We start from the raw sequence: 22,364 nt of genomic DNA, 5'->3' as shown, positions 1-22,364 counted from the left end.
CGCGCTCCGGTCTCCGACCCCCCGGTCTCCACACCCCACTCCGGCTCCGCCCTCGGCACCGCTCTGATCAGCGCGCGGCCCCCAGGGCCTCCCGGCCGGTCCGCAGGCCGCTCTCCAGCACCTCGCCCCGGCGGGTCGGGTCCATCATGTTCGGGCCCATGACCACCAGGTCGGCGAGGGTGGGCGCGAGCAGCCGCACCCGCACGCCCTCGGCCCGCAGCAGTGCGGCCTCGCGCAGGAGCTGCCGGGTGACGGACCGGCGGTAGCGGCTGACCAGCTGGGCCAGCACACCGCGCGGGCGGTCCCGGGTCCGCCAGTCGCGCAGCGCCTCCGAGGTGCCCCGCCGGACGGAGCGCTCGACGCGCGGATCCAGCCGCAGGGCCATCGGGGCGAGCACGTACACCTCGTCCAGGCCCCGGCCGAGCATCAGGTCGGCGTTGGTCGCGGACCAGCAGCCGCCGTCCACGTACGCCGACCCGTTCAGCCGTACGGGCACGAACCAGCCCGGGATCGCACAGGAGGCCATCACCGCGTCGGCGACCGCCACGGCCGGGGCGCCCGGGTCGCCGAAGACCACCCGACGGCCACTGCCGTAGTCCACCGCGGCCACCCGCAGCGGCGCGGCGGCCGCGCTCGGCTCCGCCGCCCCGGCGGCCGGCCAACCACCCGGGCCGAGCAGACCGCGTACCAGTTCGCCGACCGGCGCCAGCGAGCCCCGGCCGTGCGGCGCCATCGCCGACACCATGGTCAGCAGCGGGTACTCGCGCGGGTGCCGGACTGCGTCCCGGAGCAGGCCCGGCGAGCCGATCCCGGCCCGGGGGCGCGGCGGCAGCGCGCCGCCGACCGCCGTGTCGTAGTCGAAGGCGACCGCGGCCAGCGGGCCCTCGGTGATCGGCAGACCGCGCTGGTGGTCGCGCAACTGCTCGGGGCGCACCCCGCCGGCCAGCATCGCGGCCAGGATCGCCCCGGCCGAGGTGCCGAGCAGGACGTCCGCCCGGCCCGGCTGCGTCCCAGTGGCCTCCTCGACGGCGCACAGCGCGCCGACCGTCCAGGCCGCGCCGAGCATCCCGCCACCGCCCAGCACCAGGCCGCGCCTGGGCGCGCCCCCGTCCCCGGCGCCCCCGTCCGTCGCGGTCGCGGCCGCTGTGGTCGAGGCCGCCGCGGTCGAGGCCGCCGCGCTCGGTGAGGTGCTTCCGGCTGTCGTCATCCCGGCCGCCCGTCGTCGTCGGGAACGGGTCAGGCTCCGATGGTGCGCACGGACGGCCGTACGGCGCAACGGGAAGGTGCGGCCGGGGCGACCACCCGGTCCGCCGACCGGGGCGTCCCCTTTCGGACCCCACGGTGTGCCCCCGGGCGTCAACCGGTGAGCCGCCGCAGGGGCCGCCGGGCCCGTCGCCGCATTGGTCGATTCCCCCGGATAGGTGAACTTCGCGCCGGGTTACGGGCGCCCCGGAAACGCGTTGCCGAGCGGCACGCGGCGCCGCCAGCCTGGACCCGTCCGTACCCGCACCACCCTCACCGGGAGCCCCGCGTGACCGCCCACCTCAGCACCCACCTCAGCGCCCACCCGACCGGCCACTCCGCCGACCACCGGACCGCCCGCCCGCACCGTCGCGTCCGTGCCTCCGGCGGCTGCGACCCGGCCGGGCGCCGGCCTCGCCGACCGCGCGCCGTCTGCACCGGCACCGCCGTCCCGCCCGAGCACGACCCCCGGGCGCTCGCCGCCCGCTTCGCCCACCAGCTGGTGGAGGTGCTCACCGGCGCCCGGCCCTCCGGCCAGCTGATGCGGCACACCAGCCTGGACGGCTACGGGCAGCTCGCCTCACTGGTCCGGGCCGGGGCACTGCGCCGCGGCGGCCCCGCCGACCGGCCCCGGCTCGGCCCGGTGCACGACCGGTCGCCCTCGCCCGATGCCGTCGAGGCCTGCGTCCGGGTCGACCTCGGACGCCGGCACCACATGGTGGCCTTCCGGCTGGAGCAGCGCGGCCCGGCCGGGCAGTGGCAGTGCACCGCCGTGGAAGCCCGATGACGGCGACCGCGCACTGCGGGGGAACGGCGCAGGGCGCCGCTCCCTGGTGGGTGCGGCGCCCTGGGCGGCGTCCTCGCGGAGCGGGCTCAGACCTTGCGGCGGCGGCCCTTGGCGGCCTTGGCGGCCTTGCGGCGCTCCGCGCGGGTCAGCCGGTCGCCCTCGTCCTCCGGCGCCAGGTCCTCGAAGTCGCCCTCGATCACACCGCCGCCGATCTCGTCCGAGGGAGCCGTGTAGTGCAGCCGCTGCGGCTTCGGGGCCTCCAGGCCCTTCGCCTTGATCTCCGGGCGGGCGGCGTCCTTCTCCAGCTTGTCGAGCACCACCTGGGCGTCCTCGACCGGGACCTCCTCGACCTGCTGCTCGACCTGGACCTCCAGGTTGAACAGGTAGCCGACGGACTCCTCCTTGATGCCCTCCATCATCGCGGTGAACATGTCGAAGCCCTCGCGCTGGTACTCGACCAGTGGGTCGCGCTGCGCCATGGCCCGCAGGCCGATGCCCTCCTGGAGGTAGTCCATCTCGTAGAGGTGCTCGCGCCAGCGGCGGTCCAGCACCGACAGGACGACCCGGCGCTCCAGCTCGCGCATGATCTCCGAGCCGAGCTGGTCCTCGCGGGCGCCGTACTGGGCCTGAATGTCCTCCTGGATGGCCTTGGTCAGGAACTCGGGGGTCAGCCCGGCGCTGCCGCCGGCCTCCTCCTCCAGCTCCTCCAGGTCGAGGGTGATCGGGTAGAGCTGCTTGAGCGCGGACCAGAGCTTGTCCAGGTCCCAGTCGTCCTCGAAGCCCTCGCTGGTGGCCGCCTTGACGTAGGCCTCGACGGTGTCGTCCATGAAGTGGCCGACCTGCTCCTGCAGGTCCTCGCCCTCCAGCACGCGGCGGCGCTCGCCGTAGATGACCTCGCGCTGCCGGTTGAGCACCTCGTCGTACTTGAGGACGTTCTTGCGGATCTCGAAGTTCTGCTGCTCGACCTGGGTCTGCGCGGAGGCGATCGCGCGGGTGACCATCTTGGACTCGATCGGCACGTCCTCGGGCACGTTGGCCATCGAGAGCACGCGCTCGACCATGCCGGCCTTGAACAGGCGCATCAGGTCGTCGCCCAGCGACAGGTAGAAGCGGGACTCGCCCGGGTCGCCCTGCCGGCCGGAACGGCCGCGCAGCTGGTTGTCGATCCGGCGGGACTCGTGCCGCTCGGTGCCGAGGACGTAGAGGCCGCCGGCCTCCTTGACCTCGTCCTGCTCGGCCTTGACCGAGGCCTTGGCCTTCTCCAGCGCGGCCGGGAAGGCGGCCTCGTACTCCTCCGGGGTGTCCGTCGGGGTGATGCCGCGCTGCGCCAGCTCGGCGGCGGCCAGGTGGTCGGCGTTGCCGCCCAGCATGATGTCGGTACCACGACCGGCCATGTTGGTGGCGACGGTGACGGCGCCCTTGCGGCCGGCCTGCGCGACGATCTGCGCCTCGCGCTCGTGGTGCTTGGCGTTCAGCACCTCGTGCGGGATGCCGCGCTTGCGCAGCTCCTGCGACAGGTACTCGGACTTCTCGACCGACACGGTGCCGACCAGCACCGGCTGGCCCTTCTCGTGCTTCTCGGCGATGTCCTCGACCACGGCGGCGAACTTGGCGGGCTCCGACTTGTAGATCAGGTCGGGCTGGTCGATGCGCAGCGGCGGCTTGTTGGTCGGGATCGGCACGACGCCGAGCTTGTAGATCTGGTGGAACTCGGCGGCCTCGGTGGTGCCGGTACCGGTCATGCCCGCGAGCTTGTCGTACAGGCGGAAGAAGTTCTGCAGGGTGATGGTGGCCAGGGTCTGGTTCTCGTTCTGGACCTCCACCCCCTCCTTGGCCTCGATCGCCTGGTGCATGCCCTCGTTGTAGCGGCGGCCGGCCAGGATGCGGCCGGTGTGCTCGTCGACGATCATGACTTCGTCGTTCATGACGACGTAGTCCTTGTCCTTCTTGTACAGCTCCTTGGCCTTGATGGCGTTGTTCAGGAAGCCGACGAGCGGGGTGTTCACCGACTCGTAGAGGTTGTCGATGCCGAGGTAGTCCTCGACCCGGGTGACGCCCTCCTCCAGGATGCCGACGGTGCGCTTCTTCTCGTCGACCTCGTAGTCGCGGTCGATCTTCAGGCGCATCACCAGCTTGGCGAAGTCGGCGTACCACTTGGTCGCCTGGTCGGCCGGGCCGGAGATGATCAGCGGCGTGCGGGCCTCGTCGATGAGGATCGAGTCGACCTCGTCGACGACGGCGAAGTTGTGGCCGCGCTGGACGAGTTCGTCCTTCGACCAGGCCATGTTGTCGCGCAGGTAGTCGAAGCCGAACTCGTTGTTCGTGCCGTACGTGATGTCCATCGCGTACTGGCGCTTGCGCTCGGCGGGCGTCATGCTGCCCAGGATCACCCCGACTTCGAGGCCGAGGAAGCGGTGCACCCGGCCCATCCACTCCGAGTCGCGCTCGGCGAGGTAGTCGTTGACGGTGATCAGGTGGACGCCCTTGCCGGTCAGCGCGTTCAGGTACGCGGGCAGGGTGCCGACGAGGGTCTTGCCCTCACCGGTGCGCATCTCGGCGACGTAGCCGAGGTGCAGGGCCGCGCCGCCCATCAGCTGGACGTCGTAGTGCCGCTGGCCGAGCACGCGCTTGGCGGCCTCCCGGACGGTGGCGAACGCCTCGGGGAGGATGTCGTCCAGGGTCTCGCCGTCGACGAGCCGCTGCTTGTACTCGTCGGTCAGCGCACGCAGCTCGGCGTCGGTGAGGTTGACGAAGTCCTCTTCGATGGAGTTGACCTGGGCAGCAATCCGCTGCAGCTTGCGAAGGATCTTGCCTTCGCCGGCGCGCAGGATCTTGTCGAAGACGGACACTTGAGCGGGCTCCTTGCCTGTATTGGCACTGGACGACTGCACGGCGGGTCCACCCCACCGCACGGGCCATCGTATGCGAGGAGTCCAACGCGCCGGGAGGTGCGTCAGCACCGTATTCCCGTGTCACCCGCCCGAGCACATGAACCGATAGCACCGTCCACCGGGACAAAACGGTCGAGCCGGCCGGGAGTTGGCCGCATATTCGGATGCCCGCGTTCCTCATTCGGCGAAATAATCCGCCCACGGAAGAACGTCGCCGAGGACTGCCCACCCTCGCCACCGACCGCCTGCTCCTGCGGGCCCCGCAGGAGTCCGACATCGACGCGATCTTCGCGGCCTGCCAGGACGAGGAGATCCAGCGCTGGACGGTCGTGCCGATCCCCTACCGGCGCGAGGACGCGGAATTCTTCGTCCGCACCCTGGCCCCCGAGGGCCTGTCCAAGGACAGCGAGTTCATCTGGTGCGTGGTCGAGCGCGACACCGGGCGGCTGGTCGGCACCCAGGCGGTCGTCCGCTTCGCCGCCGACCCGGGCACCGCCTCGGTCGGTTGGTGGACGGCCGATGAGCAGCGCGGCCGCGGCTACACCGTCGAGGCGGCCCGCGCGGTCGCCCGCTGGGCGCTCACCGACCTCGGCCTGCGGCGGCTCCAGTGGCTCGCCTACGTCGGCAACGACGGCTCGCGCGCGGTCGCCGAGCGGGTCGGCTACCGCTTCGAGGGCACCCTGCGCTCCTACGCGGACCAGCGCGGAGTGTTCCGTGACTGCTGGGTCGCCTCGCTCCTCCCGTCCGACCTGGACTGAACGGGCGCGGCGCCGGCGGGCGGGGCCGGGCCGGGCCGGCGGCCGGGCGAGGCTGACCGGCACCGGTCCGAGAACCGGGCCGGGCCCGTTGTCGGTGTCCCGGACTACGCTCGCCGGCATGACCGCCGCAGCTCCCACTCCCGCCCCCGTCACCGTCCTGGGCGCCGACGAGGCCCGTCGGATCGCCCTGCGCGCCCAGGGTCTGCTGGGCGCGCCGGACCGCCGGGCCGGGGTGCGCGGGGTGCTGCGGCACCTGGGTGCCGTCCAGCTGGACACCATCTCGGTGCTGGCCCGCTCCCACGAGCTGGTGCCGTACGCCCGGCTCGGCCCGGTCGGCCGCCCGGCCGTCGAGGCGGCGTACTGGGGCGCGGGCACGAGCTTCGAGTACTGGTCGCACGCAGCCTGCATCCTGCCGATCGAGGAGTGGCCGCTGTTCGCCTTCCGGCGCCGCCGCTACCGCGACCGCGGCCACCTCTGGGGCCACCAGGTCTCGCCCGAGACGTACCGCGCCGTGCTCGACAAGCTGCGCGCCGAGGGGCCGTCGACCTCCACCGAGCTCGGCGGGGCGAAGCGGACCGCCGAGTGGTGGGACTGGTCCGATACCAAGATCGCGGTCGAACGGGCGCTGGCCTTCGGCGACGTGGTCTGCACCGAGCGCCGGAGCTGGAAGCGCGTCTACGCGCTGGCCGAACAGGCCGTCCCCGAGGCCCTGTTCGGCCAGGACCGGTCCGACCGCGAGTGCGTGCGCACCCTGATCGCCCAGGCCGGCGCCGCGCTCGGCGTGGCCACCCGGGCCGACCTGCTGGACTACCACCGGCTGCGCGGCGAGGAGTTGGACCCGGTGCTCGCGGACAGCGGGCTGGTCCCGGTCGCGGTGGCCGGCTGGGGCCCGGACGGCGGCACGGCCGCCGCCTGGGCCGATCCGGCCGCACTGGACCCGGCCCCGCGCGGTCGCCACCGCACCACGCTGCTCTCGCCGTTCGACTCGCTGATCTGGGACCGCGCCCGCACCGAGCGGATCTTCGGCATGACGCACCGGCTGGAGGCCTACACGCCCAAGCACAAGCGGGTGCACGGCTACTTCGCGATGCCGCTGCTGAGCGGCGGCCGGCTGGTCGGCCGGGTCGACCCGGCGCGGGAGGGGCGCACCCTGGTCGCCCGCCAGGTCTCGCTGGCCGACGACCGGGCGTCCGGCGCCCGGCACCTCGGGGCGCTGGCCACCGCGCTGCGCGAGGCCGCCGCCTGGGTCGGCTGCGACACCGTGCGGGTCGAGGCGCTGCCCGACGAGCGGCTGCGCCCGGCCCTGGAGAAGCTGCTCGCCGACTGACGGCCCCCGGCTCACCCTATTTCGAGGATCTTCTCCCGCATCGCGTACACCACGGCCTCCATCCTGGAGTGCAGTTGGAGCTTCTCCAGGATGTTGCGCACGTGGTTCTTCACGGTGTTCTCGCTGATGAACAGCTCCTTGGCGATCTCCCGGTTGTTCATCCCGGTCGCCACCAGCTTGAGCACCTCCAGCTCCCGGTCGGTGAGCCGGGGCGCGGGCACCAGGTCACGGTCGTCGGAGCGGCGCTGGATCATCGACTTGAACTCGGTGAGCAGTTTGGAGGCCATCGACGGGCTGATCTGCGACTGCCCGTCGGCGACCGCGCGGATCGCGGTGGCGACCTCGTCGGTGGAGATCTCCTTGAGCAGGTAGCCGGTGGCCCCCGCCTTGATCGCCTCGTAGAGGTCGGCCTCCTCGTCGCTTATCGTCAGCATGATGATCTTGGTGCTGGGTGCCACGTCCTTGATCGCCGTGCAGGCCTCGATCCCGCTGCGGCGCGGCATCCGGACATCCATGAGGATGATGTCGGGCAGCAGGTCGGCGGCCTTCAGCACCGCCTCGGCACCGTCCCCGGCCTCGCCGACGACCTTGATGTCCGGCTCCTCCGCGAGCACGATCTCCAGCCCCCGACGGAACAGCGCGTGGTCGTCCACCACCAGCACGCGGATCGGCTCACCCCGGTGCGGCGCGTACGCGGGCTCCTCGTCCGGGCCCTGCGGCAGTCTGGCGCCAGGCCCCCCAGCGGGCCCCAGCCCGAAGTGATCCCCCATCCGCTCCTCCCCCTTCGCGGGTCGTCGTGCGCCAATCATTCCACGCTCCGCCGCCGCGGCGGTCACCCTCCGCCGCCGATTCGCCCGCTTCGGGTGACCCCTCGACCCCAGGGCGTCGGAGCACCGTTCGAACCCGTCCCGCCGCGCCACCCGTCGCACTGCGGCGGCCGTGCCCCCGCGCCCGCTCCGGATCGCGGTCCGGCCCGCGATCCGGACCGCCGTGAAACGCCCGTGACCCCGGCGGCCGCTGCCGCCGGGGTCACCACCGCGTCACTGCTCGGACGGTCGGTCCTCGTCGTCAGTCCTCGTCGTCGGACCGACCGATCGCGCCGCCCGCGCCGCTGGCCACACCGGCCGCCATGTCGGGCTGCACGTGGATGACACCGTAGTGGTAGCCGTGCCGGCGGTACACGACGCTCGGCAGGCCGCTGTCCTTCTCCACGAAGAGGTAGAAGTCGTGGCCGACCAGCTCCATCTCGTAGAGCGCCTGGTCCAGCGCCATGGGGGCGGCCGAGTGCGTCTTCTCCCGGACCACCAGCGGGCCTTCGCCCTCCACTTCCAGGGATCCCATCATGGTCTTGCGGACGGCTCCGTTGGCCTCGCCCTCCGTCGCGGTCGTCGACGGCAGCGCGGCCAGGGCCGCAGTCGCCTCGGCGACGCTGATGGGGGTGCGGCCGTTCGCGCCGCCCTTGTGCACCCGACGCCGGTCCGCGGACTTGCGCAGCTGCGCGTCGAGCTTCGCCGAGGCCAGGTCGAGCGCCGCGTACGGGTCGGCGGCGGCGGCTTCGGCCCGGATGACCGGACCACGGCTACGAAGAGTGATCTCCACGCGGTCGCACCGGTCGGCCTGCCGCGGGTTGTGCTCCTTGGACACCTCGACGTCGAGGCTGATCACCTTGCCGTCGAACTTCTGGACCTTCTCCAGCTTCTCGGCCACGTGCTCGCGGAACCTCTTGGGCACCTCGGTCTTGCGGCCCTTGACGACGATGTCCACGCAGAACTCCGATCCCTCGTGCTGACGCCGATCCGGGTGCTACCGGACCGGACTGAGCTCCAGCTGGACCAGCCCATCCACTGCCGGCCCCCCGCCCCGCCGCCAGCGGCGGGAACGTCTGGCCCTCATCTCACTTCCTCCCCATCAGGGACGGTTGAAACCCCCTGGAGCCTTATCGAACACCTCACGGAGGGTTTTCGCCTCCCCAGGCGAAAGGATGGCCGGAAGCCGACACTGTGGGCGGGCGGTCAACTGTTGCACCCTGTCTACCCTCCTGCGGGTGAAGTAGCGGTAAATACCTGGACAACGCCCCCCATACGGCGCATCCTTTGCTGACTCTCCGTGCCTGCCGCCGCCAGGAGCAGCCGTGCCCCCGTCGCCCACGCCCGCCCGTCCGCCCTCCGCCCGCACGCCCTTCGCCCACGCACTGTCGGGGCTGTTGGACGTCCTCCTCCCCGCCGACTGCGCGGGCTGCGGCACCGAGCGGACCCAGCTCTGCCCGGCCTGCCGGCACACGCTGGCCACCGCCCGGCCCGGCCCGACCCTGCTGCCGTGGGCACACGCCGCCGCCCCCTACACCGACCCGGTCCGGCAGTTGCTGCTGGCGCACAAGGAACGCGGCGCGCTGCGGCTGGTCGGCCCGCTCGGCGAGGCACTCGGACGGGCGGTGCGCTCCGCGCTGGGGGCCAGGGCCGGGGCCGCGCCGCTGCTGCTGGTCCCGATGCCCTCGACCCGCGCGGCGGTCCGTGCCCGCGGCCACGACCCGACGCTGCGGCTGGCCGGGGCCGCCGCCCGCTCGCTGCGCCGGGCCGGCCTGGACGCCCGGGCCGCGCCGCTGCTGCGGCACGCCCGTCCGGTCGCCGACCAGACCGGGCTGAACGCGGCCGAGCGGCGGCGCAACCTGCACGGCGCGCTCACCGTCCTGCCGCGCGCCCGGCGCGGCCTGGCCGGCCGTCAGCCAGTGCTGGTGGACGACCTGGTGACCACTGGGGCGAGCCTCGCCGAGGCCGCCAGGGCGCTGGCCGACGCCGGTCTGCCGGCCCGGGCGGCCGCCACGGTCGCGGCCACCGCGGTGCGGCCGGGCGGCTGACCAACCGGGGCGCGCCGGATCCCGCGTCAGCCGGCGTGGGAACCGCAAGCCGGGGCGGACCCGTCAGCCCGCGTAGAAGAAGGAGCGGGCCCGGTCCAGCAGCTGGGCCTCCCGCCACTGGTTGTTGACCAGCCGGTAGACCTTGCCCTCGGCCACCGCGAGCACCGGCGGCGCCGGCACCAGGCTGTCCCCCCGGGACTCGGCGGCCGAGACGCTCAGCATGCCGAGGCCGCCCTGCAGCTGACTGTCCGTGCTCTGCGAGCCGTCGGTGCTGATGTAGTACAGCTGCTTGGGGCGGTCGGCCTCGTTGCCGAGGACCAGCAGTTGGTCGCTCTCCGCCCAGGACACCGAGGCCACGTCGGTGAGCGAGGGCGCCGCCCGGCGCAGTCCGGTGATCCTCGCGGTCGGCGCGGCCGGCGTTCCGCCGTGCACCACCAGGCCGAACATCAGTGAACTGGTCGCGACACCGGGGGACTTGACCACCAGGGCGATCCGGGTGCCGTCCGAGGAGATCCGCAGCGCCTGCACCGTCTGCCCGGTCAGCCCGTCGACCGGCACGGTGTACGACTTGTTGCCGCGGACCATGACCACCCGGGGGCCCTGCGGATTGCGGTCCACCACCCACAGGTCGCCGCGGCCGTCCCAGCTCGGCGAGGCGAGGCCGTCGTCCTTGCCGTCGGTCTTCATCGGTGAGGTGAGCACCGGCTCGGGCATCGCCACGGTGCTGTCCGACAGCGCCACCGAGTAGAGCTGGTGGCCGTCCGCGCTGACCGCGGCGGCCCAGGCGCCGTCCCGGCTGACCGCGACGGCGCCCGGCTGGGCGGCCGGGCTCGGCTGCGGCTTGCCGAGCACGCCGTGCACCGGATCCCCGGTGCGGCCGTCGTCCGTCGCCATCAGGACGCCGTTGTCGGAGCGCTGGTAGTACTGGACGGACGTCTGGGCGGTCAGGGCACCCGGGCCGGTGGGCGGCGCGTCGGTGCGGCTGGCCGTGCAGGAGCCGCGTTGGCCCTTCAGCTCCAGCCGCTCGACCTGTCCCTTGCCCTGGTCGGCGAGGGTGTAGAAGAGCTGGGTGGCCATCCGGCGGCAGGCCGTCGGCTCGCCGAGGTCCGCGGCACCGAGCTGCACGTGGGCGGTCCGGCCGTCGTCGATGCCGACCTTGTCGACGGAGGCACCGGCCGGGAAGGCCGTCCGGACCACCGGCGAGAGCCAGTCCGAGGGCCCGGCGACCAGCGCCTTGGCGGCCGCGGTCAGCGGGTCTATCCGGCGTCGCAGGTAGATCGGGTCGGCGACCAGCACCTCCTGGCCGCCGTTGCCGGCGGACGGGTCCGGTGCGGTGTAGAAGTAGCGCTCGACCTGCCGGAAGCTGTTCCGGAAGTTGGTCTCGTTCATGATCACGCCGGGCGGCAGCTTGTCGATGCGCCACTCGCCGTCCTTCTCCCGCACGAAGGTGAAGTCGGAGGAGGCGTTGTTGTTCGGTCCCGCGACCGGCAGGTACGAGTGCTTCGCGTCGACCGTGGCGACCATCTGCCCGGTCACCGTCTCGGAGGTCGTGGTGTCGGCGTCGGAGACCGGCTGACCGGGCTCCTTGATGGTCGTGCTGGCGAGCACCTGGATGCTCGCCTCCGGGTTCCAGCTCGCGGCGGCGCTGTCGGTGAGGTACTTGCGCGCGGTGTCGTACCCCTCGTCGGCGGTCACCGCGTCCAGGAAGCCGGTCAGCAGCTCCCGCGGCTTGGCGCCCTTGCCGGGCGCCACCGGGTAGACCCTGGCCTGCAGGTTCTTGTCGGCCGACCCCTGGGAGAGCTCCACCTTGGTGATGCCGCCGGAGTCCGGCATGGCCGCGCAGCCGCTCGCCACCAGGGCACCGAGCACCGCGCCGGCCACCGCCGTGAGCCGTGGCTCAGTCCTGCTGCTCGTCCTTCGCACGCTGCGACCCCTCCAGGTCCGTCCCGCCCGTCATGTCCGGCTCCGCCGTCCGTTGTGCCACCGACGGCCGCCCCGGCGTCGGGTCCACCATGATCTGGGCCCCGGTGACGCCGTAACCGGCCCCCGCGGTCCACACGTCCGAGGGGTCCGAGCGCGGGCCCTCGGGCAGACCGCGCCGGCCCAGCCCGGGGCCGATGTCCAGTACCCCGCCGAGCCCGCTGCCCAGTCCACTGCCGGGCCCCTCCGGCGTCTCGGCCTGCTCCTCGGCGGCCGTCATCGCGGTCGAACCGGCCGGGGCGATGGCCCGCCGGTACGGCGTGCCGTAGGCCCCCAGGCCCCGGTTGTTGCGGGAGTCCTCCGGCTCCAGCCGGAACGGTGCCCGGCTGATCTCGCCGCCGCGGGTGCGCGGCAGGGTCAGCCGGAAGTGCGAGCCGCCGCCGGGCTCGCCCCAGGCCTGGAGCCAGCCGCCGTGCAGGTGGGCGTCCTCGACCGCGATGGACAGGCCGAGGCCGGTGCCGCCGGTGGTGCGCACCCGGGACGGGTCCGCCCGCCAGAAGCGGTGGAACACCCGGGAGGCCTCGCCCGGCTTGAGGCCGATGCCGTAGTCGCGCACGCCGACGGCGACCGCGCCGTCGGCCGAACCCAGCCGGACCACCACGTCGCGGCCCTCGCCGTGCTCCAGCGCGTTGACCACCAGGTTGCGCAGGATGCGCTCGATCCGGCGGGAGTCCACCTCGGCCACCACCGGCTCGCCGTCGCCGCGGATCACGATCGCACTGCCCTTGGCCTGGGCCAGCGGGTCGGCGGCCTCCACCACCCGGCCGACGATCTCGCGCAGGTCGACGGGCTCGGCGTCCAGGATGGCGGCGCCCGCGTCGAAGCGGCTGATCTCCAGCAGGTCGGCCAGCAGCGACTCGAAGCGGTCCAGCTGGCCCTGGAGCAGCTCGGCCGAGCGGGCCGCCATCGGGTCCAGGTCCTCGCGGCTGTCGTAGATCAGGTCGGCGGCCATCCGGACCGTCGTCAGCGGGGTGCGCAGTTCGTGCGAGACGTCCGAGACGAAGCGCCGCTGGACCCGGGACAGCTCCTCCAGCTGCCGGATCTGCGCCTGGAGGGCGTTGGCCATCCGGTTGAAGGACTCGCCGAGACGGGCGATGTCGTCCGTCCCGGTCACCTTCATCCGCTCCTCCAGGTGCCCGTCGGCGAGCCGCTCGGAGATGCCGGCGGCCATCCGCACCGGGGTGACGACCTGGCGCACCACGACCCAGGCGATGCCGCCCATCAGGATCACCACGAACACACCGGCGGTCGCCAGGGTCCCGGTGATCAGGTTGAGGGTGTCGGTCTCCTGGCCGAAGGAGAACACGTAGAACAGCTGGTAGCTGGTGCCGGCCGGGCCGACGAACTGCATGCCGAGGGCGAGGCCGGGCTCGCTCTTGCCGCCGCTCTCGGGCGAGCGGTGGATCCGGGTCGGCTGGTCGAACATCTGGGCGGGCTCGTCGAAGAGCTTGGCCCGCAGGGTGTCCGGGACGCTGCTGGGCTGGATGTCACCGGAGTAGCGCGGCGCGAATCCGGCCGTGTCCGGGACGACGGCACCGGTGCCGGGGGCCATCGCGATCACCGAGTAGACCGTCTGCCCGCTCGCGGCGAGGTCGTTGACCTGCCGCAGCAGCCAGGTGCCGGTCTCCTCGGTGGTCGGGTCGGCGGTGTTGCGCAGCTTGAGGTCGCGGGCCTCGTCGATCTTCTTCTGCTCGACCTGGAAGCCGATCCGGGCCTGGGCGCGGGCAGCGTCGATCTTGGTGTCGAGCAGGCCGGTGCGCACCTGCGCCACCACGACCACGCCCAGCACCAGGACCACCGCGATGGACGCCAGCAGGGACACCGCGACCACGCGCAGCTGGATCGAGCGACGGTACAGCGCGGCCGCCCGGCGCGCGGGGCGGCGGAACTGACGCTTCATCAGGCCGAAGACTCCGGAAGGGCCGCGACGGCGGCGGGTGGTCGAACTCAGCACGTCCCCGCGCACGGCCCCCGTCCCGCCGGTCGCGGTACCCGGCGGGGTGTCGTCGGCCCGGTCGGTCACGTCAGCTGGGTCCGGCCTTGTAGCCGACGCCGCGGACGGTCACCACGATCTCGGGGCGCTCCGGGTCCTTCTCGATCTTGGAGCGCAGTCGCTGGACGTGCACGTTGACCAGCCGGGTGTCCGCCGCGTGGCGGTAGCCCCAGACCTGCTCCAGGAGCACCTCGCGCGTGAACACCTGCCAGGGCTTGCGGGCCAGCGCGACCAGCAGGTCGAACTCCAGCGGGGTCAGCGGGATGCTGCGGCCGTCCCGCTTCACCGAGTGGCCGGCCACGTCGATCACCAGGTCGCCGATGGTCAGCTGCTCGGGGGTGGGCTCCTCGGCGCGGCGGAGCCGGGCACGCACCCGGGCCACCAGCTCCTTGGGCTTGAACGGCTTGGTGACGTAGTCGTCGGCGCCGGACTCCAGGCCCACCACGACGTCGACCGTGTCGGTCTTCGCGGTCAGCATGACGATCGGGACACCGGACTCCGCCCGGATCTGCCGGCACACGTCGATGCCGTCCCGGCCGGGCAGCATCAGGTCGAGCAACACCAAGTCGGGCTTGGTCTCCCGGAACGCGGCTAGCGCCTTGTCCCCGTCGGCGACGAAAAACGGCTCAAAACCCTCACCACGCAACACGATGCCGAGCATCTCGGCCAGTGCGGAGTCGTCATCAACGACGAGGACGCGTCCCTTCATGCGTCCATCTTCTCATTACCGGATTGTGACCTGCCGCACAGCAGTGCCAATGCTCCACAACGGCCAACTCGCCGACCGGTGCATTTCGGCCAAACCAGGCGAATACCCCCCGCCGGAGCCCCTCCGAACGATCTCGAACCAGCCACACGAGCTCCCGGAACGCCCCGATGCCGATCAGCGACCGGATACCCCTGGGGCCTGTCCGGACCCCATGGCACGATGGGCACCGCGCGCGGGCGGAAGATCCGCTCCGGAGTCGCGCCCCTGACGCCCCTCCGAGGAGCAGTGATGACCGACACTCCGGGCTGGGCCTCGCCCAGCTCGTCCGAGCCACCCCGCGACGGCGCCCGGCCCCCGGCCGACGCGCCGGCCGCCGTGCCCGGACCGTCGGCCCCACCGCAGGCCGGCCCCGGCTGGAGCGCCGCCCCCGGACAGCCCGCCTGGGGCGGACACACGGACCACGGCGGGCAGACGGCCCACGGCGGGCAGCCACCCCGCGACCGGAGCCCGTACGGCTGGGGCGCCGCGACCAGCCCCCGGCCCGGGGTCATCCCGCTGCGCCCGCTCGCCGTCGGCGAACTGCTCGACGGGGCCGTCACCACCGTCCGCCGGCACTGGCGCACCGCCCTCACCCTCTCGCTCGGCATCGCCGTGATCGATCAGGCCGGCGCGATCGCCGCCCAGCTGCTGGTCAACGGCAAGACCGGCGCCTCCACCCAGCTGCTCACCCTGCTGGCCCGGCTGCCGATCATGCTGCTGCTCAACGCGTTCGCCACCGCGCTGCTCACCGTGGTGGTCAGCCGGGCCGTCCTCGGCCGGCCGGTGACCGCCGGGGACGCCTGGCGCGACGCCCGCCCGCGGCTGCTGCAGCTGCTCGGGCTCACCGTGCTGACCACCCTGATGAGCTCCGGCGTGCTGCTGCTCGGCTTCGCCCCGCTGTTCGGCTACCAGGCCGGCGGCTCGGGCACGCCCGGGACGGAGGCCCTGCTGGCGTTCGTCGGCCTGCTGACCGTCCCGGTCGCCGTCTGGCTGCTGATCCGCTACAGCCTGGCCGCCCCCGCGCTGATGCTGGAGAAGCAGGGCGTGCGGACGGCGCTGTCGCGCTCGCGGCGACTGGTCCGCGGCTCCTGGTGGCGGATCTTCGGCATCGTGCTGCTGAGCAAGGTGCTGTCCGCGGTGATCGGGATGGTCCTCCTGATACCGGCCCGGTTCATCGGCCTGGTGCTCGGCTTCGGCAGCGTCGACCGTCTGGACGACGGCAACCAGTCCGTCGGCATGCTGGTCGTGGTCGCGATCGCCGGGATCATCGCCTCCGCGCTCACCACCCCGTTCACGGCCGCCGTCGGCGTGCTGGTCTACATCGACCAGCGGATCCGCCGCGAGGCCCTGGACATCGAGCTGACCCGCGCCGCAGGCACGCCCGAGCAGCACGGCACCGGCCGGAACGGCCAGGCCGACCAGAGCTCGGCGAGGCGCTGAGCCGGATGCCCATCTGGGGGGACAGGCTCCTCGCCGCCGGCGCACCGGTCACCGTTCCGCGTGACCCGGCCCGCGACGCCGCCCGCGAGGAGCTGCTGAACGCCGAGTACCACAAGCACGACCCGACCCTCCTGGAGCGGATCACCGACTGGTTCTGGGACCACCTCAACGGCGCGCTCGAAAGCCTCTCCGGCGACGGCACCGACGGCACCACCGGCGTGGTGCTGTTCCTGATCGTCGCCGTGCTGATCGCCGCCGCCCTCTGGTGGCGCCTCGGCGCCCCCAAGCGCTCCGCCCGCACCGCCCTCGGCGTGTACGGCGGCCACGGCCCGCGCAGCGCCGCGCAGCACCGGGCGGACGCCGCCGGGCACGCCGCCGCCGGGCGCTGGGCCGAAGCCGTCCGCGAGCAGATGCGCGCACTCGTCCGCGCCCTGGAGGAACGCACCCTGCTCGACACCCGGCCCGGCCGCACCGCCGACGAGGCCGCCGCCGAGGCCGGCCGCGCCCTGCCCGAGCACGCCGCCGCGCTCACCGCCGCCGCCCGCACCTTCGACGACATCGCCTACGGCGACCGCGCCGCCGACCAGGCCGCGTACCAGCTGCTGCTGGACCTCGACCGCGCCCTGGAACGCGCCCGCCCCGCCCTCGCCCAGGCCGCCGGCCCGGACTCGGCTCCGAACAGCGCCGCGTCCGCCGCCCCGACCAGCGCCCCGACCACGGGAGGAGCGGCATGACCGGCACCGCCCCCGCTCCTGCCGCCGCCGAACGGCCCGCCGCCGGCCCCGCGCCGACCAGCCTCGCCCCCACCGGCCGCGGCCTGCTGCGCCGCGCCCGCTGGTACCTGGCCTTCCTCGCGGCCCTGCTGATCGGCGCCGTCTGCGTCGCCGCCCTCGGCCGGGACCACCGGTACCCGCCGACCGACCCGCGCTCCTACGACTCCGACGGCGCCCACGCCGTGGTCGCGCTCCTCGAACAGCAGGGCCTCAGGACCGACCTCACCACCGACCCCGCGACCACGACCGGCGGCGCCGACACCCTGGTGCTGCCCGAACCCGACCTGCTCGACAAGGCCCAGCTGCGCGCCATCGCCGCCGCCCACCACAGGCGGCTGGTCCTGATCGCCCCCGGCCCGGCCGCCCTCACCGCGCTCGCTCCCGGCATCCGCACCACCGACGAGGACGGCGGCATCCCGTACGCCCCCGTCCGCAGCACCCCGGCGGCCTGCTCACTCACCGAGGCCCTCCGGGCCGGCAGCGCCACGACCGGCGGCATGCTCTACACGAGCGGCAGCCGCGGCGAGGGCTGCTACCCGCGCGGCCACGGCTACCCGCTGGTCAGCACGCCCACCGACTACGGCGACGTCATCGTCCTGGGCAGCGGCAGCTTCCTCGACAACGGCGAACTCGCCAAGGACGGCAACGCCTCACTGGCACTCGGCCTGCTCGGCTCACAGCCCCGCCTCACCTGGCACCTGCCCGACTACGCCGCCCCACTGGCCGAGGGCACCCGTACCAAGACCTTCGACGACTACCTCCCCCAGGCCTGGCACTGGGCCTTCTACCAACTCGCCATCGCCGCCGTGCTGGCCGCGCTCTGGCGCGCCCGGCGGCTCGGCCCGGTGGTCAGCGAGAACCTGCCCGTAGTGGTGCGCGCCGCCGAGACCACCGAGGGCCGCGCCCGGCTCTACCGACGCGCCAAGGCCCGCGGCCGCGCCGCCGAGGCCCTGCGCCGCTCCACCGCCCACAGACTCGCCCCCGCCCTGGGCGTCACCCTCCAGGCCGGCGCGCCCGACCCCGAAGCCCTCTGCGCGGCCGTGGCCGACCGCCTCCCCACACGCCCCGCCGGGGACGTCCGGGCCCTGCTGTACGGCCCGCCCCCGACCGACGACGCCGCGCTGCTGCGGCTCGCCGACGATCTCGACGCCCTCGAAAGGCAGGTACGGAACCCGTGACCGAACAGGCAACCGCCCAGCTCCGCATCGCCCCCGCCACGGCACCCGCTACCCCCGCCACCGACCCCCGCGCGGCGCTGACCGCCCTGCGCACCGAGATCGGCAAGGCCGTGGTCGGCCAGGACGCCGCCGTCACCGGCCTCGTCGTGGCACTGCTCTGCGGCGGCCACGTGCTGCTCGAGGGCGTCCCCGGCGTCGCCAAGACCCTGCTGGTCCGCACCCTGTCCACGGCGCTCAGCCTGGAGACCAAGCGGATCCAGTTCACCCCCGACCTGATGCCCGGCGACGTCACCGGTTCGCTGGTCTACGACGCCCGCACCGCCGAGTTCTCCTTCCAGCCCGGCCCGGTCTTCACCAACCTGCTGCTCGCCGACGAGATCAACCGCACCCCGCCCAAGACCCAGGCCGCCCTGCTGGAGGCCATGGAGGAGCGGCAGGTCACCGTGGACGGCGAACCGCGGCCGCTGCCCGTCCCCTTCCTGGTCGCCGCGACCCAGAACCCGGTCGAGTACGAGGGCACCTACCCACTGCCCGAGGCCCAGCTGGACCGCTTCCTGCTCAAGCTGGTCCTTCCGCTGCCCGACCGCGACCAGGAGTTCCAGGTCCTCTCCCGGCACGCCGCCGGCTTCGACCCCCGCGACCTCGCCGCCGCCGGCGTCCGACCGGTCGCCGGCCCCGAGCACCTCGCGGCCGCCCGCGAGCAGATCGCCGGGCTGACCGTCTCCCCCGAGGTCCTCGCCTACATCGTCGACCTCTGCCGGGCCACCCGGCAGTCCCCGTCGCTGTCCATCGGCGTCTCCCCGCGCGGCGCCACCGCCCTGCTCGCTGCCTCACGCGCCTGGGCCTGGCTGGCCGGACGCGACTACGTCACCCCGGACGACGTGAAGGCGCTCGCCCTGCCCACGCTGCGGCACCGCGTCGCGCTGCGGGCCGAGGCCGAGATGGAGGGCGTCACCGCCGACTCCGTCATCCAGGCCGTCCTGGCGCAGACGCCCGCCCCCCGCTGACCCACCGCCCGTGGACGGCGTCCCGGTCCCCGGCCCACGGGCCGCCGAGACCGGGGTTTTACGACCCACGGGCATACCACCGCACGGGCTTCCGAAATCACGGGCTTCCGAAGGAGCGCATCCGCATGGCCCTCACCGGGCGAACCGCCCTGCTCGCCGCACTCGGCGCGCTCGTCGTGGGCCTGTTGCTGCCCTCCTGGGCCGGAATCGGACTCGTCACCGGCGCGGTCCTGCTCGCCGTCCTGGTCGACCTGGTGCTCGCCGCCCCCGTCCGCAGCCTGCGGATCGCCCGCGGCGGCGACACCACCGTCCGGCTCGGCGAGTCCGCCACCGTCGAACTGACCGTCACCAACCCCGCCGCACGGCCGCTCCGGGCCCTGGTCCGCGACGCCTGGGCCCCCTCCGCGTGGCGCCCGGGCACCGCCGAGACCGCGTCACGGCACGCCCTCACCGTCCCCGCCGGCGAACGCCGCCGGGCGGCCTCCGTCCTCACCCCCAGCCGCCGCGGCGACCACCACGCCCACCGGGTGACGGTCCGTTCCCTCGGCCCGCTCGGCCTGGCCGGCCGCCAGGGCTCCCACCACGTCCCCTGGACGGTCCGCGCCCTGCCGCCGTTCACCAGCCGCAAGCACCTGCCCTCCCGACTTGCCCGGCTGCGCGAACTCGACGGCCGCACCTCCGTGCTGACCCGGGGCCAGGGCACCGAATTCGACTCACTGCGCGAGTACCTGCCCGGCGACGACGTCCGCTCCATCGACTGGCGCGCCACCGCCCGCCGCAACACCGTCGCGGTCCGCACCTGGCGGCCCGAACGCGACCGGCACATCCTCGTCGTCCTCGACACCGGCCGCACCTCGGCCGGCCGGGTCGGCGACGCTCCGCGACTGGACGCCGCCCTCGACGCCGCCCTGCTGCTCACCGCCCTCGCCACCCGCGCCGGAGACCGGGTCGACCTGCTCGCCCACGACGCCCGCAAGCGCGCGGCGGTGATCGGCAGCTCGCCCCACGAGATCCTGCCCGCCTTCACCAACGCGATGGCCGGCCTGGAGCCCGCCCTGCACGAGACCGACATGCGCTCGCTCGTCTCCACGGCCCTCCGGATGGCGCCGCACCGCTCACTGGTCGTCCTGCTCACGGGCCTGGACGCGGCCCCGGTCGAGGACGGTCTGCGCCCGCTGCTGCCGCTGCTCACCAAGCGCCACGAGGTCCTCCTCGCCTCGGTCGCCGACCCGCACCTGGACGTCCTCGCCGCCGGACGCGGCACCCTGGAGGCCGTCTACGGCGCGGCCGCCGCCGAGCAGACCCGCGCCGAGCGGCGCGCCACCGCCGACCGGCTCAGCCGCCACGGCGTCACCGTCCTCGACGCCCCGCCGAGCCGGATCGCCCCGGCGCTGGCGGACGCCTACCTGGCGCTGAAGGCCGCCGGCCGCCTGTGAGTCGACCCGTCGGGGTCGGGCGCCGCCGTCGGGCGCCGCCCAGGACGGGTCAGGCGTCGCGGCGGGCGTTCAACCGGGCGGCCTGCCGCATCAGGTAGTCCCGCTCCGCCAGGTTGGACGCCTTGTGCGCCGCCTCCGCGTACAGTCGGGCCGCCGTGGCCGGATCGCCGTCGCGCTCATAGAGGTACGCCGACACCGCGGTGTAACGGGGCAGCGAACCGTCCACCTCCGCGAGCGCCGCCAGCCCGGCACGTGCCCCGTCGGCCTCGCCCACCGCGACCGCGCGGTTGAGCCGGGCGACCGGGCTGTCGGTCAGCCGCACGAGTTCGTCGTACCACTCCACGATCTGCACCCAGTCGGTCTCCTCGGCCGTGGGCGCATCGGCGTGCAGCGCCGCGATGGCGGCCTGGGCCTGGAACTCGCCCAGCCGGTCGCGAACCAGCGCCGCCTGCAGGATGTCGACGCCCTCGGCGATCAGCGCGGTGTCCCACCGGCGGCGGTCCTGTTCGGCGAGCGGCACCAGGCTTCCGTCCGGCGCGATCCGCCCGGCCCGCCGGGCGTGGTGCAGCAGCATCAGGGCGAGCAGGCCGGCCACCTCGGGGTGGTCGATCGCCGCCGCCAACTGCCGGGTCAACCGGATCGCCTCGGCGGCGAGGTCGACGTCGCCGGAGTACCCCTCGTTGAACACCAGGTACAGGACCCGCAGCACGGTGGCGACATCGCCCGGCTGGTCGAAGCGCACACCGGCCACGGTGCGCTTGGCCCGGCTGATGCGCTGGGCCATGGTCGCCTCCGGGACCAGATAGGCCTGCGCGATCTGGCGGGTGGTCAGTCCACCGATCGCCCGGAGGGTGAGGGCGACGGCGGACGACGGCGTCAACGACGGGTGGGCGCACAGGAAGTAGAGCTGGAGCGTGTCGTCCACCTCGGTCGCGGGACCGGGCGCCGGCTCCTGGTCGAGGAGGTCCTCACGCCGGCGGCGGGCGGTGTCCGCCCGGGTCGCGTCCAGGAACTTGCGCCAGGCGACGGTGACCAGCCAGCCCTTGGGGTCCCTCGGCGGATCGGTCCGCCAAGCGCGCACCGCCTCGATCAAGGCCTCCTGGACGGCGTCCTCGGCCGCCGCGAAGTCTGCTCCGCGGCGGACGAGGACGCCGAGCACGCCCGGGGTGAGGCTCCGGATCAGTGCCTCGTCCATCGGGACGGTCACTCCGTGATGGTGGGCGGGTGCGCCAGGAACGGCCGCAGCTCCAGCCATTCGTGGATCGGCTTCCCGCCGGCCCCGGGGGCCGCCGACAGCTCTCCGGCCAGCTCGACGGCTCGCTCGTAGCTGTCGACGTCGATCACCATCCAGCCGGCGATGAGGTCCTTGGTCTCGGCGAACGGGCCGTCGGTGACCGGCGGACGCCCCTCACCGTCGTACCGGACCCACGTCCCCTCGGGCGCGACCGCCTGGCCGTCGACGAACTCACCGGTCTGCTCCAGCCGCGCCGCGAAGTCCTGCATGTACTTCACGTGCGCCGTGACCTCCTCCGGCGTCCACTGGTCCATCGGCACGCAGTTGACCGCGCTCGGGGCGCCCCGGTAGTGCTTGAGCAGCAGGTACTTGGCCATCGTGCTTCTCCCTCGGTGCTGTTGCGACCCATTGTGGCCGCGTTCACCCCGGGGACGGAGCCGGCCACGGCGTCTCGACATCGCCGGGCAAGATTCTTTCGCCGTAGCTCGTCGTAGCTTTCTCGTAGCTCATCTCAGTCCGGCTCAGCGGCTCAGCGGGTGAGCGGCTCAGCGGGCGACCGAGCCGGAGCCGTCGGTCCCGGAAACGCGAAAAGGCCCCGCCCGGTAACCCGGGCAGGGCCTTTTCAGAAGAATTGTTCGGCGGCGTCCTACTCTCCCACAGGGTCCCCCCTGCAGTACCATCGGCGCTATGAGGCTTAGCTTCCGGGTTCGGAATGT

Annotated in this window: 18 protein-coding genes and 1 rRNA gene; 9 read left to right on the top strand and 10 right to left on the bottom strand. The window is 73.7% G+C overall.

Going from position 1 to position 22,364, the window contains the following annotated elements:
- Positions 1-67: 67 nt before the first annotated feature.
- Positions 68-1,207 (bottom strand): patatin-like phospholipase family protein, encoded by a 1,140-nt coding sequence (locus ACZ4WV_RS08340; RefSeq protein ID WP_465744099.1) that lies wholly within the window; start codon positions 1,205-1,207, stop codon positions 68-70.
- A 324-nt stretch (positions 1,208-1,531) separates the two neighbouring features.
- Here ACZ4WV_RS08340 and ACZ4WV_RS08335 point away from each other — a divergent pair, with 324 nt between their 5' ends.
- Positions 1,532-2,029, top strand: coding sequence for an Rv3235 family protein (locus ACZ4WV_RS08335; RefSeq protein ID WP_465744097.1), 498 nt, complete (start codon positions 1,532-1,534; stop codon positions 2,027-2,029).
- Positions 2,030-2,115: 86 nt separating this feature from the next.
- On the opposite strand, the gene secA is transcribed toward ACZ4WV_RS08335, so the two are convergent.
- Positions 2,116-4,878, bottom strand: coding sequence for a preprotein translocase subunit SecA (secA, locus tag ACZ4WV_RS08330; RefSeq protein WP_465744095.1), 2,763 nt, complete (start codon positions 4,876-4,878; stop codon positions 2,116-2,118).
- Positions 4,879-5,084: 206 nt separating this feature from the next.
- Here secA and ACZ4WV_RS08325 point away from each other — a divergent pair, with 206 nt between their 5' ends.
- On the top strand, positions 5,085-5,678 hold the full coding sequence (locus ACZ4WV_RS08325) for a GNAT family N-acetyltransferase (protein WP_465744093.1): 594 nt from the start codon (positions 5,085-5,087) through the stop codon (positions 5,676-5,678).
- Between the two features lie 118 nt (positions 5,679-5,796).
- A complete protein-coding gene (locus tag ACZ4WV_RS08320) occupies positions 5,797-7,005 on the top strand; it encodes a winged helix-turn-helix domain-containing protein (protein WP_465744091.1) in 1,209 nt (402 codons plus the stop codon).
- An 11-nt stretch (positions 7,006-7,016) separates the two neighbouring features.
- Here the strand turns inward: ACZ4WV_RS08320 and ACZ4WV_RS08315 are convergent, their stop codons facing one another.
- Positions 7,017-7,775, bottom strand: coding sequence for a response regulator (locus ACZ4WV_RS08315; RefSeq protein WP_465744089.1), 759 nt, complete (start codon positions 7,773-7,775; stop codon positions 7,017-7,019).
- Between the two features lie 298 nt (positions 7,776-8,073).
- Positions 8,074-8,769: a ribosome hibernation-promoting factor, HPF/YfiA family gene (gene hpf / locus ACZ4WV_RS08310; protein ID WP_465744087.1), complete on the bottom strand. Its 696-nt coding sequence runs from the start codon at positions 8,767-8,769 to the stop codon at positions 8,074-8,076.
- Positions 8,770-9,136: 367 nt separating this feature from the next.
- Between hpf and ACZ4WV_RS08305 the strand changes: the two genes are divergently transcribed.
- Positions 9,137-9,859 carry a ComF family protein gene (locus tag ACZ4WV_RS08305; RefSeq protein WP_465744085.1) on the top strand — a complete coding sequence of 241 codons (723 nt, stop codon included), beginning with the start codon at positions 9,137-9,139 and terminating at the stop codon, positions 9,857-9,859.
- A 63-nt stretch (positions 9,860-9,922) separates the two neighbouring features.
- On the opposite strand, the gene ACZ4WV_RS08300 is transcribed toward ACZ4WV_RS08305, so the two are convergent.
- The 3 genes from ACZ4WV_RS08300 to mtrA all read right to left on the bottom strand — a co-directional run bounded on the left by ACZ4WV_RS08300 (position 9,923) and on the right by mtrA (position 14,541).
- Positions 9,923-11,782: an LpqB family beta-propeller domain-containing protein gene (locus ACZ4WV_RS08300; RefSeq protein WP_465744082.1), complete on the bottom strand. Its 1,860-nt coding sequence runs from the start codon at positions 11,780-11,782 to the stop codon at positions 9,923-9,925.
- Positions 11,757-13,739, bottom strand: coding sequence for an MtrAB system histidine kinase MtrB (gene mtrB, locus ACZ4WV_RS08295; RefSeq protein WP_465744391.1), 1,983 nt, complete (start codon positions 13,737-13,739; stop codon positions 11,757-11,759). Before mtrB ends, ACZ4WV_RS08300 begins: the two co-directional genes overlap by 26 nt.
- A gap of 124 nt (positions 13,740-13,863) precedes the next feature.
- Positions 13,864-14,541, bottom strand: a complete 678-nt coding sequence (gene mtrA / locus ACZ4WV_RS08290; RefSeq protein WP_350746044.1) for an MtrAB system response regulator MtrA — start codon at positions 14,539-14,541, stop codon at positions 13,864-13,866.
- 288 nt (positions 14,542-14,829) lie between these two features.
- Between mtrA and ACZ4WV_RS08285 the strand changes: the two genes are divergently transcribed.
- The 5 genes from ACZ4WV_RS08285 to ACZ4WV_RS08265 all read left to right on the top strand — a co-directional run bounded on the left by ACZ4WV_RS08285 (position 14,830) and on the right by ACZ4WV_RS08265 (position 20,414).
- The gene (locus ACZ4WV_RS08285) at positions 14,830-16,020 is read left to right on the top strand and encodes a DUF7847 domain-containing protein (RefSeq protein ID WP_465744080.1); all 1,191 of its coding nucleotides are present in this window, start codon (positions 14,830-14,832) and stop codon (positions 16,018-16,020) included.
- Positions 16,021-16,025: 5 nt separating this feature from the next.
- Positions 16,026-16,754, top strand: coding sequence for a DUF4129 domain-containing protein (locus ACZ4WV_RS08280; protein WP_465744078.1), 729 nt, complete (start codon positions 16,026-16,028; stop codon positions 16,752-16,754).
- Positions 16,751-17,971 carry a DUF4350 domain-containing protein gene (locus tag ACZ4WV_RS08275; RefSeq protein ID WP_465744076.1) on the top strand — a complete coding sequence of 407 codons (1,221 nt, stop codon included), beginning with the start codon at positions 16,751-16,753 and terminating at the stop codon, positions 17,969-17,971. The genes ACZ4WV_RS08280 and ACZ4WV_RS08275 overlap by 4 nt, the downstream gene beginning before the upstream one ends.
- A 26-nt stretch (positions 17,972-17,997) precedes the next feature.
- Complete coding sequence (locus tag ACZ4WV_RS08270) at positions 17,998-18,978, top strand: AAA family ATPase (RefSeq protein WP_465744389.1); 981 nt, start codon at positions 17,998-18,000, stop codon at positions 18,976-18,978.
- Positions 18,979-19,103: 125 nt separating this feature from the next.
- Positions 19,104-20,414: a DUF58 domain-containing protein gene (locus tag ACZ4WV_RS08265; RefSeq protein WP_465744074.1), complete on the top strand. Its 1,311-nt coding sequence runs from the start codon at positions 19,104-19,106 to the stop codon at positions 20,412-20,414.
- A 49-nt stretch (positions 20,415-20,463) separates the two neighbouring features.
- Here the strand turns inward: ACZ4WV_RS08265 and ACZ4WV_RS08260 are convergent, their stop codons facing one another.
- From ACZ4WV_RS08260 to rrf, 3 genes are all read right to left on the bottom strand, one after another.
- The gene (locus ACZ4WV_RS08260; protein WP_465744387.1) at positions 20,464-21,609 is read right to left on the bottom strand and encodes an RNA polymerase sigma factor; all 1,146 of its coding nucleotides are present in this window, start codon (positions 21,607-21,609) and stop codon (positions 20,464-20,466) included.
- An 8-nt stretch (positions 21,610-21,617) separates the two neighbouring features.
- A complete protein-coding gene (locus tag ACZ4WV_RS08255) occupies positions 21,618-22,025 on the bottom strand; it encodes a YciI family protein (RefSeq protein ID WP_465744072.1) in 408 nt (135 codons plus the stop codon).
- 256 nt (positions 22,026-22,281) lie between these two features.
- Positions 22,282-22,364 (bottom strand): 5S ribosomal RNA (gene rrf, locus ACZ4WV_RS08250); the annotation flags it as partial.

The sequence above is a fragment of the Kitasatospora sp. NPDC029312 genome, from assembly GCF_055569215.1.
Note: the sequence above shows the minus strand (reverse complement) of the source record. Positions and strands in the feature narration are given on the sequence as shown.

Excerpts from the sequence above, each read along its gene's own strand:
- mtrA (WP_350746044.1), bottom strand. The coding sequence starts at position 14,541 with ATGAAGGGACGCGTCCTCGTCGTTGATGACGACTCCGCACTGGCCGAG.
- ACZ4WV_RS08275 (WP_465744076.1), top strand. The coding sequence starts at position 16,751 with ATGACCGGCACCGCCCCCGCTCCTGCCGCCGCCGAACGGCCCGCCGCC.
- ACZ4WV_RS08260 (WP_465744387.1), bottom strand. The coding sequence starts at position 21,609 with ATGGACGAGGCACTGATCCGGAGCCTCACCCCGGGCGTGCTCGGCGTC.
- mtrB (WP_465744391.1), bottom strand. The coding sequence starts at position 13,739 with ATGAAGCGTCAGTTCCGCCGCCCCGCGCGCCGGGCGGCCGCGCTGTAC.
- ACZ4WV_RS08280 (WP_465744078.1), top strand. The coding sequence starts at position 16,026 with ATGCCCATCTGGGGGGACAGGCTCCTCGCCGCCGGCGCACCGGTCACC.
- ACZ4WV_RS08285 (WP_465744080.1), top strand. The coding sequence starts at position 14,830 with ATGACCGACACTCCGGGCTGGGCCTCGCCCAGCTCGTCCGAGCCACCC.
- ACZ4WV_RS08315 (WP_465744089.1), bottom strand. The coding sequence starts at position 7,775 with ATGGGGGATCACTTCGGGCTGGGGCCCGCTGGGGGGCCTGGCGCCAGA.
- ACZ4WV_RS08320 (WP_465744091.1), top strand. The coding sequence starts at position 5,797 with ATGACCGCCGCAGCTCCCACTCCCGCCCCCGTCACCGTCCTGGGCGCC.
- ACZ4WV_RS08325 (WP_465744093.1), top strand. The coding sequence starts at position 5,085 with ATGCCCGCGTTCCTCATTCGGCGAAATAATCCGCCCACGGAAGAACGT.
- ACZ4WV_RS08255 (WP_465744072.1), bottom strand. The coding sequence starts at position 22,025 with ATGGCCAAGTACCTGCTGCTCAAGCACTACCGGGGCGCCCCGAGCGCG.
- ACZ4WV_RS08265 (WP_465744074.1), top strand. The coding sequence starts at position 19,104 with ATGGCCCTCACCGGGCGAACCGCCCTGCTCGCCGCACTCGGCGCGCTC.
- ACZ4WV_RS08340 (WP_465744099.1), bottom strand. The coding sequence starts at position 1,207 with ATGACGACAGCCGGAAGCACCTCACCGAGCGCGGCGGCCTCGACCGCG.